The 16,391-nt window shown below is 63.7% G+C and carries 14 protein-coding genes; 4 read left to right on the top strand and 10 right to left on the bottom strand.

Features of this window, described 5'->3' with window-relative positions:
* Complete coding sequence (locus tag AC4P1R_RS11130; RefSeq protein ID WP_492176925.1) at window positions 1-579, bottom strand: HupE/UreJ family protein; 579 nt, start codon at window positions 577-579, stop codon at window positions 1-3.
* A 278-nt stretch (window positions 580-857) separates the two neighbouring features.
* Between AC4P1R_RS11130 and AC4P1R_RS11125 the strand changes: the two genes are divergently transcribed.
* Entirely contained in the window at window positions 858-1,442 is a 585-nt protein-coding gene (locus AC4P1R_RS11125) for an ATP-dependent Clp protease proteolytic subunit (protein ID WP_069458042.1), read from the top strand.
* A 524-nt stretch (window positions 1,443-1,966) separates the two neighbouring features.
* Window positions 1,967-3,676 carry a 2-isopropylmalate synthase gene (gene leuA, locus AC4P1R_RS11120; RefSeq protein WP_492176924.1) on the top strand — a complete coding sequence of 570 codons (1,710 nt, stop codon included), beginning with the start codon at window positions 1,967-1,969 and terminating at the stop codon, window positions 3,674-3,676.
* 43 nt (window positions 3,677-3,719) lie between these two features.
* On the opposite strand, the gene AC4P1R_RS11115 is transcribed toward leuA, so the two are convergent.
* The 4 genes from AC4P1R_RS11115 to AC4P1R_RS11100 all read right to left on the bottom strand — a co-directional run bounded on the left by AC4P1R_RS11115 (window position 3,720) and on the right by AC4P1R_RS11100 (window position 6,845).
* Entirely contained in the window at window positions 3,720-4,547 is an 828-nt protein-coding gene (locus AC4P1R_RS11115; RefSeq protein WP_069458040.1) for an anti-sigma factor family protein, read from the bottom strand.
* 3 nt (window positions 4,548-4,550) lie between these two features.
* On the bottom strand, window positions 4,551-5,069 hold the full coding sequence (locus tag AC4P1R_RS11110) for an RNA polymerase sigma factor (RefSeq protein WP_069458039.1): 519 nt from the start codon (window positions 5,067-5,069) through the stop codon (window positions 4,551-4,553).
* A 199-nt stretch (window positions 5,070-5,268) separates the two neighbouring features.
* A complete protein-coding gene (locus tag AC4P1R_RS11105) occupies window positions 5,269-5,817 on the bottom strand; it encodes a tetratricopeptide repeat protein (RefSeq protein ID WP_069458038.1) in 549 nt (182 codons plus the stop codon).
* Between the two features lie 107 nt (window positions 5,818-5,924).
* Window positions 5,925-6,845, bottom strand: a complete 921-nt coding sequence (locus AC4P1R_RS11100; protein ID WP_069458037.1) for a metallophosphoesterase family protein — start codon at window positions 6,843-6,845, stop codon at window positions 5,925-5,927.
* Between the two features lie 106 nt (window positions 6,846-6,951).
* On the opposite strand from AC4P1R_RS11100, the gene AC4P1R_RS11095 reads away from it, so the two are divergent.
* Entirely contained in the window at window positions 6,952-7,419 is a 468-nt protein-coding gene (locus tag AC4P1R_RS11095) for an NUDIX domain-containing protein (RefSeq protein WP_069458036.1), read from the top strand.
* A 33-nt stretch (window positions 7,420-7,452) separates the two neighbouring features.
* On the opposite strand, the gene AC4P1R_RS11090 is transcribed toward AC4P1R_RS11095, so the two are convergent.
* A complete protein-coding gene (locus tag AC4P1R_RS11090) occupies window positions 7,453-8,430 on the bottom strand; it encodes a glutathione S-transferase family protein (RefSeq protein ID WP_492176923.1) in 978 nt (325 codons plus the stop codon).
* 260 nt (window positions 8,431-8,690) lie between these two features.
* Here AC4P1R_RS11090 and AC4P1R_RS11085 point away from each other — a divergent pair, with 260 nt between their 5' ends.
* Window positions 8,691-9,242, top strand: a complete 552-nt coding sequence (locus AC4P1R_RS11085; RefSeq protein ID WP_492176922.1) for a GNAT family N-acetyltransferase — start codon at window positions 8,691-8,693, stop codon at window positions 9,240-9,242.
* A 166-nt stretch (window positions 9,243-9,408) separates the two neighbouring features.
* On the opposite strand, the gene AC4P1R_RS11080 is transcribed toward AC4P1R_RS11085, so the two are convergent.
* Genes AC4P1R_RS11080 through AC4P1R_RS11065 form a run of 4 tightly spaced genes read right to left on the bottom strand, consistent with a single transcriptional unit; the run spans window position 9,409 to window position 16,233 of the window.
* Window positions 9,409-11,478 (bottom strand): hypothetical protein, encoded by a 2,070-nt coding sequence (locus AC4P1R_RS11080; protein ID WP_069458202.1) that lies wholly within the window; start codon window positions 11,476-11,478, stop codon window positions 9,409-9,411.
* Window positions 11,479-11,485: 7 nt separating this feature from the next.
* Window positions 11,486-14,299 carry a DUF4159 domain-containing protein gene (locus AC4P1R_RS11075; RefSeq protein WP_492176921.1) on the bottom strand — a complete coding sequence of 938 codons (2,814 nt, stop codon included), beginning with the start codon at window positions 14,297-14,299 and terminating at the stop codon, window positions 11,486-11,488.
* Entirely contained in the window at window positions 14,296-15,216 is a 921-nt protein-coding gene (locus tag AC4P1R_RS11070) for a DUF58 domain-containing protein (protein ID WP_069458032.1), read from the bottom strand. The genes AC4P1R_RS11075 and AC4P1R_RS11070 overlap by 4 nt, the downstream gene beginning before the upstream one ends.
* A 3-nt stretch (window positions 15,217-15,219) precedes the next feature.
* Window positions 15,220-16,233 (bottom strand): AAA family ATPase, encoded by a 1,014-nt coding sequence (locus tag AC4P1R_RS11065; protein ID WP_069458031.1) that lies wholly within the window; start codon window positions 16,231-16,233, stop codon window positions 15,220-15,222.
* Window positions 16,234-16,391 lie beyond the last annotated feature (158 nt).

The raw sequence follows: 16,391 nt of genomic DNA, 5'->3' as shown, positions 1-16,391 counted from the left end.
TCATCCGAGCATCAGGGCTGCACCGGCAAGCGCGGTAATTCCGCCGAGCAGGCGGGCGAGGCAGGCGCCGCCCGAGCGCCTGGCGAGCGCCATGCCGAAGACCATACCGGCGACGTGGAGGAGGGCGGTCGCGATGATGAAGCCCGCGGCAAAGGACCAGGCGCTGGCCGCACCAAGCTCTCCCCCATGCGCATGACCGTGGAACAGCGCAAAGATTGCGACAATGGCCGCGGCTTTCGCAGCGCAGAGCCGGACGGCGATCGCCACCATCAGGCCAAGAGCAATCACGGAGGCGAGGATCGTCGGTTCGACAAAGAGTAGGCCGACGCCGATTACCGCAAGCGCAAAGCCGACGGCCATGGTCGCGACGAAGGTTGCGGGTACCGCCCAGCGTGCCCGTCCGCCGATCTCGCCGGCCCAGAGGCCGACGGCGAGCATCGCAAGGACATGGTCGGCGCCGAAAAACGGGTGCAACAGACCGGCCGTCAGCGAGCCGTGCAGCGTCGGATCGAGGTGGGCAAAAGCGGGTGCGGCGGAGGCAACAAGCGCGGCGGCGGCGATAAGGATCTGTTTCTTCATTCGGGTCCCCACTGGTCGGCAGGCCTGGGAGGTAGCCCGCCTGTCTGAAATTCATGTCAGCGGGGCGCGGCTCTACCAGGGACCGCACCATTGCTGACGCGCTGATCTTATTGGGCTTTTGCGCCCTGTCCATACAGCATTTGTCGTCCCTCGCGCATTTCCCACCGCAGCAGCACCGGCTGGGCGGAGCCAGCTTCGCCTATTTCATTGCATTGTTTTCGCTGTCGAGTCGCATTATCTGACTTTGAGACATTTCATGAGGAGTCCGGAGAATGCGGATGAACGACGACGACCAGGAAGAGAAGAAGACCGAATTGCCGCTCGGCAAGGAAACGGAGGCGAACCTTTTCAAGTCGCGTTCGATTTTCATCTACGGAACGGTCACCCAGGAGCTGGCGCTGAAGGTCTGCTCGCAGCTCGTGGCATTGGCCTCGGCCAGCGATGAGGATATTCGCATCTTCATCAATTCGCCGGGCGGCCATGTGGAATCGGGCGACAGCATTCACGACATGATCAAGTTCGTGAAACCCAAGGTCTGGACGATCGGCACTGGCTGGGTCGCTTCCGCCGGCGCACTGATCTATGTCGGGGCCCCGAAAGAGCGCCGCCTGTGCCTGCCGAACACCCGCTTCCTCCTGCATCAACCGTCCGGCGGTACGCGCGGCATGGCCTCCGACATCGAGATCCAGGCGCGGGAAATTATCAAGATGAACGAGCGCCTCAACCGAATCTTCTCGGAAGCGACCGGCCAGCCGGTCGAAAAGATCGCCAAGGACACCGATCGCGACTACTGGCTCGGAGCGGACGAAGCGAAGGCCTACGGGCTCGTTTCGCGGATCATCACCTCCGTCACTGAAATCTGATGACGAGCGCCTCCCGGCCTTAGAGCAAGCGATCGCCCCTCATCCGGCCTACCGGCCACCTTCTCCCCGCAGGCGGGGCGAAGGAGACTCGCGGCATCCTCCAAGTCCCTCGCCGCGCCGGCGGGGAGAGGGCTAGGTCTGAACCAGCCAAGACTTACATTCAGTACGGCACGCAATCTGCTTCTCCTCTTGCCCCACAGCGTCGGCCCGTGTATAGGCACTTGCATGACCCAGGCGAAAGCACACAGGATCGCAGCGATCTTCTCCGGACGCGATAACAATCGCGCTTCCGTGCGCGCCTTCGCCTCGCTTCTTCTTCTTCTCGGCCTTACGCGCGGTTGCCGGGTCCGGTGAGGAGCGCCCGGCGGCCGAAAAGCCTTGCCGGCGGATCGCTCCTCGAAATCCCAAGCTGCAAACAACAGTTAAAACAGGCGCGCTCCGGCGAGCATCAGCCATCGCAATAATTCCGGCGATCGGCTATTGCATGCGGCAAGCGACGCTCCAGTGACGAAGAGAAGCTGCACATGATCTTGAAATCGCATCCCGTCAAGCAAGGCATGCCCGAGGCCGCGTTGAAATATCAGCCCTATCCGCAGGTGGCGCTGCCGGACCGCACCTGGCCATCCAAGACGATCGCCAAGGCGCCGATCTGGTGTTCGGTCGACCTGCGCGACGGCAACCAGGCGCTCGTCGATCCGATGGGGCACGACCGCAAGGCGCGGATGTTCCACCTGCTCCTGGACATGGGCTTCAAGGAGATCGAGATCGGCTTCCCTTCCGCCTCACAGACGGATTTCGACTTCGCCCGCTGGTGTGTCGAGGAAGGTAATGTGCCGGAGGACGTGTCGCTGCAGGTGCTGGTGCAGTGCCGGCCGGAGCTGATCACGCGCACTTTCGAGGCGCTCGAGGGCGCCCGCAATCCGATCGTCCACTTTTATAATTCGACAAGCGAGCTGCAGCGTCGCGTCGTCTTCGCCAGGGACGTCTCCGGCATCAAGCAGATCGCCACCGATGCCGCCAAGATGATCACCGACATGGCGGCAAAGGCGGGAGGCGGCTACCGCTTCCAATATTCGCCTGAGAGCTTCACCGGTACGGAACTCGAAGTGGCGCTGGAGATCTGCAACGCCGTCACCGAGATCATCGGGCCGACGCCGGACAACAAGCTCATCATCAATCTGCCGTCGACGGTCGAAATGGCGACGCCGAACATCTATGCCGACCAGATCGAATGGATGTGCCGCAATCTCGACAACCGAGAGAACCTGATCATCTCCCTGCATCCGCACAACGATCGCGGCACCGGTATCGCCGCCACCGAGCTCGGCCTGATGGCCGGCGCGGATCGCGTCGAGGGTACGCTTTTCGGCAATGGCGAGCGCACCGGCAATGTCGACGTGGTGACGCTGGCGCTCAACATGTTCACACAGGGCGTCGATCCGAAGCTCGACTGCTCGGATATCGAGCGCATCAAGGAAGTCTACGAATATTCCAACCAGATGGTCATTCCGGAACGCCACCCTTACGTCGGCGAGCTGGTCTACACCGCCTTCTCCGGTTCGCACCAGGACGCCATCAACAAGGGCATGAAGGCGCTGAAGCAGGCAAACAAGACGCTCTGGGAAGTGCCCTATCTACCGATCGACCCGCGCGACGTCGGGCGCAGCTACGAGGCCATCATCCGCATCAACTCGCAGTCGGGCAAGGGCGGCATCGCCTATATCCTGCAGGAGGACTATGGCATCAATCTGCCGCGGAAACTCCAGATAGAGTTCCGCGAGGACATCCAGCGCATTACCGACGAGGAGGGCAAGGAACTGCCGTCGAAGCGGATCCATCAGCGCTTCATAGAAGGTTACGTGGAGCAGCCCGGCGCGCGGCTCAAATTCATCGATCACCACACCTATCCGGTGAGCGAACACAAGGGACTGCGCGTCGTTGCCGCCGAGATCACCGACAGGGGCGAGGCCAGGCGGATCGAGGGCAAGGGCACGGGCCCGATCGACGGCTTCATCAATGCCCTGTCGATCTATCTCGGCATCGAGCTCTCGGTGGCAGACTATTCCGAACACTCGCTGCAGCACGGCTCGAACGCCGCGGCGATCGCCTATGTGGAAGTCGAATATCCGGGGGGCACGCTGTTCGGCGTCGGCGTCAACACCAATATCGTCGCCGCCTCGCTCGAAGCGATCGTTTCGGCCGCCAACCGCGTGCTGGAGACGATGGGGAAGTAGCCTTCCGGGGCAGTCCCCCTCTGTTCAGAGGGGGACTGCCCCGTCATATGGCCGCCGCCACCATCTGGGCGAGATCCTGCAGGCCGGCATCCGATGACGGTCCCACCACGACGAAGGAAGCGTTGTTTCGCTGCCAGGAGACGAGGCTTAGATCGCCGCGGATCGTCTCTCTGAATTGATCCGGTTTCCCGCCGCCGCCGTTCTTCAGGAAACAGATGGCGACGATTTCGCTTTCGCGATCGCGGTACATCAGTTGGGCGACGGGTCTGCCGTTGGCGACAAGCAAGCGGGCACCTTCGAAGGTCAGTCCCTTGCGCGTGAGATCGGGGATGCGGAAGGCAACGCCGACGCTTGAGGAGAGCCAGCTTTGGATCTCTGCTGCCTGCGAGGCCGGTACCTCGACAAGGTGCTTTTTCTGGCGCGAATAGATGGCGTGATACTCTGCGACCTCGCCGATCCACGAGCGATCGGCCGCCTCGGGGGCGGGATCGACGATGTTGCCGGCACTGCCAAGAATGAAACCGCCGACGCTGCCGAGGAAGAACAGCGCAACGGCGGCGACGGCAAGGCGCGGCCAGATGCGCAGGCTTCTTTTCGGAAGGTTCGCCGTTGCGACCCGCTCGAAACGCGGCGTGATCCCGGGGCCTTGCTTGATCTGGCGGACCAGAGCCAGAGGCACGGGATCGTGGAGGAAATCCTCGAAGGCCCTGTTGCCGAAGGTGCTGCCTGCTTTCAGGCGCTCAAGCAGAGCCCTCGCGTCGTCGTCCTGCGCCAGCAAGCTATCGAGCTCCGTCTTCTCCGCTTCGCCGATCTCGCCGTCGATATAGGCCGAGAGCCGCACTTCGAGCGCGAGTCCTTTCGTCTCCTGCAACGCTCATGCCCTCCTTTCCGCATCTTCGGACAGCATTGCCGCAAGCCTGAGGCGCGCCGTCGACAATCTGCTCATGACCGTACCGACGGGGATCGCGAGTATGTCCGCCGCTTCCCGGTAGCTGTAGCCTTCGACGTTTACCAGCAGGAACACGCTTGCCAATCCCTCCGGCATGGAGAGGATCATCCTATGCAACTGATTGACATAGACCGCCTTCTCGGCGGTCGCTTCGACGTTGAGTTCGGCAGAACCCAGAAAATCGGTCATGTCGCCCCCGCTGCGGACCTTGCGCTTGCGGATCTCGTCGACCCAAAGATTGCGGGTCATGGCGTAGACCCAGCTCGCCAGCCGACCCTCTCCGTTCCAAAGATGGCTGCGCGTGATCGCGCGCTCGCAGACCTCCTGAAGAAGGTCGTCGGCATCATTGACGTCGCGTGTCAGCGTCATCGCGAAGCGACGCAATTTGGGCAGCAGGCTGACCAAATCCCGTCTGAAGTCCTTCATCTCAACCGCTTGGCGCATTACTCTTCCAATGAGACATGCCGGATCGGGGGCCTGCTCGCCACGCGAACCCACGGCCCATGATATGAAACACGATCCGAAGTCTGCAAGGGAAGAGCCGGAACGCAAAGAGGTTTTTGCGCTTCGGACCCATCCAATAGCCGCTCTGCGCCTCCGACAGCGGGTTACCTGTCCGAGGAAAGGCGCGCAGCCACGCGCTTCAGTAGTGGCGGAGACCTCCGAGCGATTGCAGCAATGCCCTGTAGGCCCAGGTGTTTTCGCCGCCGCGATCGCGAATCTCGACGAGCTGCAATTTCGCTTCCTCGATCCGGCCCTGCTCGACCAGCGCCTGCCCCATATAGGAGCGGGCAAGGATGTAATTTCCGTCCGCCTGAAGAGCGCGCTTGTAATATTGCATGCCGAGTTCCATACGGCCGGCCTTACGGTTGGCATAGCCGAGATAGTTGAAGACGCGGGCGCTGTGCTGCTCCTTCATGGCGCCGAGAACCTTGATGGCATTCTCGTATTGGCCGGCATAGGCGAGTTCGCGCGCCGCATCGAACAATATATCGTCATCGAGGCTGCTCTTCTTCGCTTCGACGCATTTGTTCTGCTTGGCGTCCCAGACCTTGCCGTTCGTGCATTGGGTGGTCGTCTTGGTCTTCTTCGGCGGCTCGCTGGTGTCATCGCCGACGGCCATCGCCGCGTGGCTCGCTACCGAGGCCGTCAAGACTGCGGAGGCGAAGAGAATGATTTTGCGGTTCGTCATGCCTGTCTCCTGTGAAGATCGGTGATCGGTGACCCAGCCGAACCGGACATCCCCCGGCGGCTGGCTGATCCGAACCGAACGCGAATAAGACGCGCAAGACTCGCCGTTTATTCGACAGGCTGGCCATAAAAATGCGTCGTTTCGGCAAGGGTGGTAGCGGTCGCGTCGGCATTGAGCGCGAAGCGCTCGCGCGTCACCTGCCATTTGTCAGGCGCACCTGCGATCGTGAAGAGATTGTAGGCGGCGACGGGCTTGCTGCCGCCCGGCGCCTGGGAGGCCGATGAGATTCCGACCACCGGCACCGGCCCTGCATGTCCCTTCAGCCAATGAACCGTGTTGAGATGGGTGTGGCCATGCAACACCAGTTCCACTCCACCGGACGAAATCGTCGCGGCGAAACGGCGGATGCCGATCATGCGCTTGTGCATCGAGGTTGCGCCGCGGATCGGCGGATGATGGATCATGATGACCCGGAAGAGCCCGGCCTCGCCGGCCGCGCGCAGCAGATTGACCGTGGCGCGCGCCTGATGCGGCCCGAAATAGCCGCTTGCCGCGAAGGGGGGCGTGGCGACGGCCGTCGAGCAGCCGATGAGCGCGACCTGGCCGCGCACGCGCATATAGGGGAAGCAGGAATGCTCCTTCGCCCATCCGGTTGGACCGACGTCGCCGCGCATATAAGGATACCAGGCACGGGACATCCGCTCGTAGGCGCCCGGCACATAGGCGTCGTGGTTGCCAGGCACGACGGAGACGTCTTTGGGATCGCCGGCTTCCGCGAGCCATTCGGTCACCGCCTTGATCTCAAGCGAGGAGGCGAGATTCACGAGATCGCCGGTGATCGCCAGATGATCCGGTCGGCGGCTCTCCATGTCCTCCATCAGGCACGCGAGCGTGCCGGGGAAAAGGTGGCGCGCTCGGTTTCTGTGCCAGTTGACGAAGCCGGTGATTCTTTTCGAGGCGAGTTCGCGCAGGGTAAGCTCCGGCAACGGCCCGAGGTGAACGTCGGAAATATGCGCGAGTTTGAACATTACCCCCCGTCTAGCGCATATTCGGGATCAGGGAAATCATTTGAAAGAATTATCCCGAACCTCTACAGCGCGGCTGTCGCCTTTATCGATCATAAGGAGTAGCGACATGCAGAGCTGGCGGCTCCGCCTTCTGACCCGGTTCGCCCATGTCTATTTCGCATTCTCGCGCGGCATGACGCTCGGGGTGAGGGCGGCCTGCTTCGACGAAGAGGGGCGGGTGTTTCTGGTCAGGCACTCCTACTTGCCAGGCTGGCACTTTCCCGGCGGCGGCCTCGATCGCGACGAAACCGCGGTCGAGGGGCTGGTCCGCGAATTGGGGGAAGAGGGCAATCTCGAACTCACGAGGCCGCCGACACTTGTACAGGTCTATTACAACCGCAGCACCAGCCGGCGCGATCACGTTATCTTCTTCCGCTGTGAGGGTGTCCGCCAGGAGCGGCCGAAGCGTGCGGACCTTGAAATCGCTGCCGCGGGGTTTTTCACCCTCGACGCCTTGCCGGAGGAGACGACACCCTCGACCCGCCGCCGGCTTGAAGAACTGGCCGGAATCGCAGCGCTGGATTCGTTCTGGTAACACCAAAGGGCGCACGGCTTTCCTCACGTCGATTTACAGGCGATCCCGCCTGTGCGGAGCCGCGAGGTCGAACTCCGGCCCGACCGGCACGATGCCGGTTGGATTGATCATCCTATGGCTGCGATAGTAATGCTGCTTGATGTGGCTCAGGTCGACCGTCGCCGCGACCCCCTCTATTTGGTAGAGGTCGCGCAGGTAACCCGAAAGATGGGGATAATCGGCGATGCGGCGGATGTTGCATTTGAAATGGCCGACATAGACCGGATCGAAGCGGACCAATGTCGTGAACAGGCGCCAGTCGGCCTCGGTCGTGCGATCGCCGAAGAGATAGCGCCGTGAGCCGAGGCGATCTTCCAACTCGTCGAGCATTGCGAAAAGTGCGGTGACGCTCTCCTCATAGGCTTCCTGCGTCGTGGCGAAGCCTGACTTGTAGACACCGTTATTGACCGCGTCATAGACGCGCGCATTGAGGGCGTCGATCTCGGTCCGGAGCGCCTGGGGATAAAAGTCCAGGGTCGTGCCAGTGAGGCCGTCGAAAGCCGAATTGAACATGCGGATGATTTCGGCCGACTCGTTGGAGACGATCGTTTCTCTTTCTTTGTCCCAAAGGACCGGCACGGTGACACGGCCCGTGTAATTGCTGTCGGCGCGAACATAGACCTGCCAGAGGAAGCGTGAATCGAAGAGGTGGTCGACCGTGCCGCCGTTCTCCAGCTTGAACTCCCAGCCATTGCTGAGCATCAGCGGGTCGACGACGGAGAGCGAGATCATCTCCTCCAGCATTTTCAACTTGCGGAATACCAGTGTTCGGTGCGCCCAAGGGCAGGCGAGCGATACGTAGAGGTGGTAGCGACCGGCCTCGGCCTTGAAGCCACTTTCGCCGGAGGGTCCGGGCGAGCCGTCGGCGGTGATCCAGTTGCGGAACTGCGATACACTGCGCTTGAAGCGACCGTTCGTCTCGACGGTATCGTACCAGACGTCCTGCCAGACGCCGTCCACCAGCCTGCCCATTACAGATCTCCATTCCTGATCCTGCTGTCGTTCAAAATAGCGCGCGACGGAGCAGGAGATAGGGGTCGAATCTCGAACAGTGCGTTTTCGGCTTTGACAGGCGGCAAATTTCTGCTATCGGCAACGGAACGCTTTTTCACTTTCGGAAATGACTGATACCCATGATCCAGTCGGGAAACCTGCGACGACGCTGATGCCGCCAACGCCCTTTGGGGTGAGCCACTGCATTCTGTCCGTTCGCATGCCGGTTTTCGACATCCATGAAAAAGCACGATCTCGTCTATCTGACTGAAGACGCGTCCCACGACGCAGCCATCGAAATCATCAATGAAGAAGCCTTTGGTCCCGGCCGGTTTACCCGTGCTGCTGCGCGGATCCGTGAGCAGGGACCACATGATCGGTCGCTTTCGTTCATCTGCACAGACAATGGCGAAACGATCGCGTCGGTCAGGATGACGGCGGTGACCGCCGGATCCGTGCGGGGGCATCTACTCGGGCCTCTTGCGGTCCGGCCGTCGTACAAGAACAAGGGCATCGGCCGGGAGCTCGTACGCATCGCCGTCGAGGCGGCGCGGCGGAAGGGCTCAGAGGCGGTGATCCTCGTCGGCGATCCACCCTATTACCAGCCGCTCGGCTTCGAGAAGGTGCGTTACGGCGCTCTTGAGTTCCCGGGGCCGGTCGATCCGGCCCGGGTGCTGGTCGTGCCGATCGCTACGGATGTTTACACACGGCTGCACGGTGTGATCGCCTGGCGTGACGACGGCATTGAGTCCGAGGGCGCCATCGGCGCCTCGCGGGAAGTCGCGGCGTGATCGCCTGACCGGGCTGCAAACTCCTCCTTCGTCAGTCATCCTCGGCCTGGGCTGCCCTGAGCCAACGATCCGCGCACAAGCATTGCGGGGAACACCAGGCACGTCGGCCGGGCGACTTTGCAGCAAGGTGCGGCGCCGCGCGCAAAGCGATAAACGCAAGCCCCGTTCACCGCCCTTCGCGATACCAGGTGGCCGAGATGATGAAGAGCAGTGCCGCCAGACCGAGCAGTCCGGAGAACAGCGACAGGGAATTGACGCCCTTGAGCACCGTCTCGTCGGTCATCTTCAGCGACAGGCGCTGGTCGTCGACCGCCCGCACGGCACCTCGAACAGGCAGGATCGAAGGAAGGTCGACCGGGCCGTCGGCATTTGCCAGGCGGCGGAGGGTTCCCTTGGTTTTCTCGGCCCAGGGTTCCAGCTTTTCCTCCGTCGAAATCGCCGCCTTGAACTCCGGTGCATTGACATTGCCGACATGCACGAGCGTCGTCAGCTCGTCATTGGCAACTTCGAAGAGCCCGATCTCGTCGGTGCTGACCTCCGCCTTGTACAGGCCCGGCTCCCGTTCCGTCAGCGTGACCTCCGCCGAGCGGCCGGAGGGATAGGTAAGCGTTGCCTGGCCCGGATCGCCCTCGATCGTCTGCCGGGTGATTTCCAGCGTCCGACCCGAAGCACGCGCGGTCAGCGCCTCCTCTTCGAGGGCCGGCTCCTGCATCAGCCAGTGGGCGGTGCGGCGGTAGAGCGAAATATGCGGGCCGCCACCTTCGAAATTGCGGGCCCAGAGCCAGCCCTGGTCGGAGAGCAACATGGCGACGCGGCCCTTGCCGACGCGGTTGAGCACCAGCAATGGCCGGCTGTCCGCGGCCTCCATCACCGTCTGACCGAGCGGCCTGTCGACATCGACCGTGCGGAACCAGCGCCCCCAGGCAGGAGGCTCGCTGTCCGCACCTTCGAGGCCCCTGGTCACCGGATGCTTCCTGCCCTCCTCGGAAAGGCGCGGGAAGAAGGCCTTTTCGTTGACGACCCCGGTCGGGTTTGCGGGAAGGACGGCCGACAGCGGCGTCGCCGCGATCGAATCGTCGCCGGCATGTTCCGGGCCGGCCGCGATCAGCAGGGCGCCGCCGTTCTGCACATATTGCGCGATGTTGTCATAGTAGAGGATCGGCAGCACGCCGCGATGTTGATAACGATCGAAGATGATGAGGTCGAATTCGCTGATCTTGTCGACGAAGAGCTCGCGTGTCGGGAAGGCGATCAGCGACAGCTCGTTGATTGGCGTGCCGTCCTGCTTTTCGGGCGGCCGGAGAATGGTGAAGTGGACGAGATCCACGGCCGCGTCGGATTTCAACAGGTTGCGCCAGGCGCGCTCGCCGGCATGCGGCTCGCCGGAAACGAGAAGCACCCGTAGGTTCTCGCGAATGCCGTCGATCACGTGAACGGCGCGGTTGTTCGCCTCCGTTACTTCCCCGGCGATCGGATTGACCGCGAATTCGAGAATATTGTTGCCGCCGCGCGGCACGGTAAAGCTGAACGGCACCTCCGTGCCGGGCTCGGCGTGCTCGATCGCGATTTCGTTGCCGTTGAGGCGGATCGTTACTTCGGCGCTGCCCCGGGGGGCGGTACCGTCATCGACGACGCGGAAGGTGAGGTTCTGCTGCTCGCCGACGATGCCGAAGCGAGGCGCGCTGACGATCTCGATGCGCCGGTCGAATTCATCGGGTCTTCCGGTGATCAGACCGTGCAGCGGCGCGTTGAATCCGAGCGTCTGGCTCACATCCGGCACATCGTGCACCTGGCCGTCCGTGATGAAGATGGCGCCGCCGACGCGCGCGGGCGGCACGTCGGCCAATGCCGTTGCCAGCGCGTCGAAAAGCCTTGTCGAGGGCGCGTCGTTGTCCCTGGAATCCGCCGCTTCCACGATGCGCGTTTCGATTTGCGGAAAGCGGGCGAGGCGCTCCTGGAGTCCGGCCAGCGCCTTGTCGGTCTGTTCACGCCTGTCGGCATTCTCCTGGCTCTGGCTGCGATCGACAACGACGGCAACGATAGTCGAAAGCGGTTCGCGCTTCTCTTGGAACAGCACGGGATTAGCAAGCGCAAGGCAGAAGGCCGCGAGCGCGGCCGTACGCAGGAAAGCGCCGCGAACGCGCTGCCAGATACCGAAGGCGGCCAGGACAATGGCCGCCAGGATCAGCGCCGTCAGGTAGGGCCAGGGGAGGAGTGGCGAAAAGTCGATGGTCATCGCGGTCTCACTGCCCGAGCCGCTCGAGCAGAGCAGGAACATGCACTTGGTCGGCCTTGTAGTTGCCCGTCAGCATATACATCATGATGTTGACGCCGGAGCGGAAGGAATACTCGCGCTGCATCTCGTCCGGCGGCACCGTCGGCAAGAGCGCGGCGCCGTTCGCGTCTATGGCCCAGGCGCCGGCAAAATCATTGCCGGTAATCATGATCGGCGTCACGCCGTCGCCGGGCCGGGCCGGGCGGTTGCTTTCCTCCTCGCGGTTGTCCAGTTGCGCTTCGATCCAGAGCGGACTGCCGTTATAGCGGCCCGGGAAATTCGTCAGCAGATAAAACGCCTTGGTCAGAACGTGATCCGTCGGAACAGGCTCCAGCGGCGGAATGTCGAGATTGCCGAGGATCGCCTGCAGCCGCTCCGTGTTCGGGCTCGTGCCGCTCGACGAGGCGCCGAGCGAGGAGAACTGGTCGCGGGTGTCGAAGAGCACGGTACCGCCAGCGCGCATATAGGCGTCGATCCGGCTCACGGCCTGTGGACTTGGCATCGGGGCTGTTGCCGAGATCGGCCAATAGATGATCGGGTAGAGGCTGAGCTCGTCGCTCATGATGTCGAGGCCGACGGGAGCGCCGGGCTCGAGCGTCGTGCGGTAGGTCAGGAAACTGGTGAGCCCCCTGAGCCCGCTCTCCGACAGCCGGTCCACCTCGTCCTCGCCGGTGACGACATAGGCGAGATGGGTGGTATCCAGCCGCTCGAGAATGCGATCGTCGCCCGGGCGTATGTCGTCCGCGAAAGCCTGCGGCGGAAGCAGAAGGGCAGCCCCGGCGATGAGGCAAATGAGTGCCGCCGCCGAGCGCGCCGAGCGGATGCGTGAGAAGGCACCCCCCATGAACAGGACGATCACGGCGTCGGCCAGCAGCAGCACGAGGGCGAGCGTCAGCAGCGCCGGCTTCAGCGACCAGCTTTCCGCCTGGACGAGCCGTTCCGAGGCGTAGGGGCCGGCGGTGGTCATGTCGATGCGCTTCAGTTCCGCGTCGCGCGGCAGGAGATTCAGTGCCGTAAAGCCGTCCTCCGAGCCGTAAAGGCCGGGCGGGTTGTCCGGTGTCGCGACCGGTTCCCTGCCGGGCCGCACTTCGAGCGGGCGGGCAGTGCCGGTTTCGGCGACCAGCACGCCATCGGCGTTCAGAAGGCGATAAGGTGCGAGCGCCTGTGCCTTGACGGCCTTGGTCTCGCCGGTAACGCCGCCGCTGCGTGAAAGCTGGACGCTGCGGCGGAGCATTTCCACGAAATCGCCGGAAATTGGCAGGTTCGACCAGGTGGCCTCCGCGCTGACATGGAACAGGATGATGCGGCCCAAACCGCGGACCGCGGTGGTGACCAGCGGCGTGCCGTCCGCGAGGCTCGCCCAGGTCCGCTCCACCAGATCGGCCGTCGGTTCCGCGAGGACCTGGCGCTTGACGAGGATGTCTGTCGGTCGCGCCATGCCGGCAAAGGGGCCGTTGGCCGGATAATCGGTGAGCGGCTGTGGCTCCGACCAGGACAAGGCGCCGCCGAGCGCCCGCTCGCCTTGCCGCAGCGTCACCGGAACAAGCGGATCATCTGCCGGGGCTGCGGCAAGCCTGGGGCCAGCAAAGCGGATGAGCGTCCCGCCATTCTCGATCCATTTCGTCATCAGCGGATAGGTCTCTTCCGGCAAGCGGCCGATGTCGGCCATGATCAAGACCGATGGGCGCTGATCGAGGAGCTCGGGAATGGCGATGGCGAGATCGGTCTCACGCGGCTCAATGAGATCGGCATAGGGGGCAAGCGCGCGATCGATATAATAGAGCGGCGAAAGGAGCGGCTGCGACCGGTCGCGCGCCTCTCCGCTCAACAGCGCCACCCGGCGCCGGCGGAACCCGTCGTCGAGCAGGTGCATCGCGCCGGCCGTGCCCGCGCCTTCGATGCCGATGCGGGCAAAGTCGTTCCGCAGTTCGAACGGCGCTTCGATCGTTCCCTTCGCGACCCCTTCGCCGGAGGCAAAATCGATCGAGCCGTCGGCGATCGCACGGCCGCGGCTGTCATAGGCGACAAGCGGAAGGGAACGGTTCGCGTCCGTCTTCAGGCGCGTTGCCGTCACCGACATGCCACTCGACTCGTTCATCGTGTCGGTGATCGCCACCGCCTGGGCGCCGTCCGCCTCGATCACCCGGACGTCCGCCGCGCCGAGTTCGGCAAGCGCCTGCATGGTCTGGGTGTCACCTGTTTCGATGCCGTCGGTGATGAAGGCCGCGGTACCAGGCGCGGTATCGGTAAAGGCTGTATCGAGCGCCGCAAGAGCCGATCGCCGGTTTGCCGGGAGCGGCGCGGGCGCGGCGGCCGCCAACCGGGTGCGCGCGGCGGCTGCCGATCCCGGAGTGGCATCGTGCTGCCGGTCGCCGGTGAGCACGATCGACACGGCCACGTCCCTTGCCTCCGCGTCGTCGATCAGTGCCGAGGCGACTTCGACCCGGCGCTCCCAATCCGGCGCGGTCGCCCAGCTGTTGTCGATCAACAATAGAAGCGGACCGGAGGAGGCGAGCGTGTTGCTGCGCGGGTTGAACACCGGATTGGCGATTGCCAGGATGACGGCGGCGGCCATCAGCATTCTGATGAGCGTCAGCCACCAGGGGCTCTTCGACGGCGTCTCCTCGCGCTTGATCACCGAGGCAAGGACGCGCAGCGGAGGAAACACCTCGGCTGCGGGGCGTGGGGGCGTCATGCGCAACAGCCACCAGATGATGGGCAGGGCCAGAAGCGCCGACAATATCATCGGATTGGCGAAGGCGAGGGAGAGGCCGCCGATCATAGGAGCCCTCCATGGGTCGCGCGGGAAGGCATTCCGGAAAGATACATATGCACGGCGACCAGCGCCTCGGACGCCGGTCTATCGGTCCGGTGCGGAATGAATGTCCAACCGAGATGCCGCAGCCCGTCGCCCAGGCTGTCGCGGCGTGCGCGATAGGCGCGCTGGTAGTCTTCCCGCAGGATTTCGGCGCGGCCGGCCGTCAGCTTCTCGCCGGTTTCGGGATCGGTGAACTCGGTGCGCCCGGCATAGGGGAAGACCTCTTCGGCCGGGTCGGCGATTTCGACCACATGACCGCGCAGGCCGCGACGCGCAACGGGGCCGAGCCGCTCCATCACCGCGTCCGCCGGGTCCAGAAAATCGCCGATCAGCACCAGATCGCTCATGCCGCGGATCATCCCCGTCTCCGGAAGGCCCTCGGCGAGCGGGCTCAGCATGATCGCGGTTGCGAGCCGTTCGGCGGCGTTGCGGGCGGAAACGGGCTCCATGACACCCGGACAGCCGATCCGCTCGCCGGAGCGGGCGAGAATTTCGGCGAGCGCCAGCATCAGAACCAGCGCGCGGCTTTCCTTCGAGACCTGGCCGAGCGTGGACTTGTACATCATCGACGGCGAGAGATCGGCCCAGAGCCATATCGTGTGCGCGGCTTCCCATTCGCGGTCACGCACATAGGTGTGGTCGTCGCGGGCGGAGCGGCGCCAGTCGATGCGCGACATGCTTTCGCCCAGGCTATAGGGGCGGAATTGCCAGAAATTCTCGCCGATGCCGCGCTTGCGCCGGCCGTGCCAGCCGGAAATCACCGTGTTGGCAATCCGGCGCGCCTCGACGAGGCAATCGGGGACGAGCATCGCGCGTTGCTGGGCGCGCGACAGAACCTCGCCGGAAGGCGTACGCGCGACTATCTGCCCGATCGCGGCCATGCGTTATCCCTTGGCTCGCTTCACCAGATCGCCGATGACGTCGCGTACCGTCATGCCCTCGGCGCGCGCGGCGAAGGTCAGCGCCATACGATGCTGCAGCACGGGTTCGGCAAGGGCGAGTATATCGTCGATGGAAGGAGCCAGTCGGCCGTCGTAGAGAGCGCGTGCGCGGGCGCAAAGCATAAGCGCCTGCCCGGCGCGCGGCCCGGGTCCCCAGGCGACATTCTTGTCCGTCGTCGCATTGCCGTTTCCCGGGCGGGCAGAACGGACGAGCGAGAGGATCGCGTCGACCACTTTCTCGCCCACCGGCATCTGGCGGATCAGCGACTGGAGTTGCTGGAGACGTGCGGCGTTGATGACGGGGCGAGCTTCCGCCTCCGACACGCCGGTGGTCTCCAACAGGATCTGCCTTTCGGCGGCGAGTTCCGGATATCCCACATCGACCTGCATCAGAAAGCGATCGAGTTGCGCCTCGGGGAGGGGATAGGTGCCTTCCTGCTCAAGCGGATTCTGTGTTGCCAGCACATGGAAAGGCTGCGGCAGGTCCTTGCGCGCGCCGGCAATGGTGATGTGATATTCCTGCATCGCCTGCAGCAGCGCCGACTGGGTGCGCGGTGAGGCGCGGTTGATCTCGTCCGCCATCAGAAGCTGCGTGAAGATTGGTCCGGGAATGAAACGGAACGAGCGATGGCCGGCCTGGTCCTGATCCATCACCTCCGAGCCCAGGATGTCCGAGGGCATCAAGTCGGGGGTGAACTGAATCCGGCTGTTGTCGAGGCCGAGCACCGTTCCGAGCGTCGCGACGAGCTTGGTCTTGGCGAGACCCGGCACGCCCACGAGCAGCGCATGGCCGCCCGACAGCACCGCGAGCAGCGTCTGCTCGACGACGCTTTCCTGGCCGAAGATGACCTTGCCGACCTCAGCGCGGATGTGCGCGATTTCGCCGAGGGCGGCCTCCGCGGCGGCGACGATCGCCTTCTCGTCGGCGAGCTCCGTCGCACCCTTCATCACACTCATCGCCTGTCTCCCCACGCATACGTTCGGAACCGAATCGCGGTCCTTCGAACCTTCGGTCCAGTTTTTCAATTTAGACTCTGGCGGGCGGCTGACAAGCCGCCGCAGACGCACTATCTCGTGAGCCACGGAGCGCCTAACGTCCGAAAACCTTGTCGGAC

It is taken from the genome of Sinorhizobium sp. Y406 (assembly GCF_058732025.1).
The sequence above is the reverse complement of the archived record's forward strand: the minus strand, read 5'-3'. Positions and strand labels throughout refer to the sequence as shown.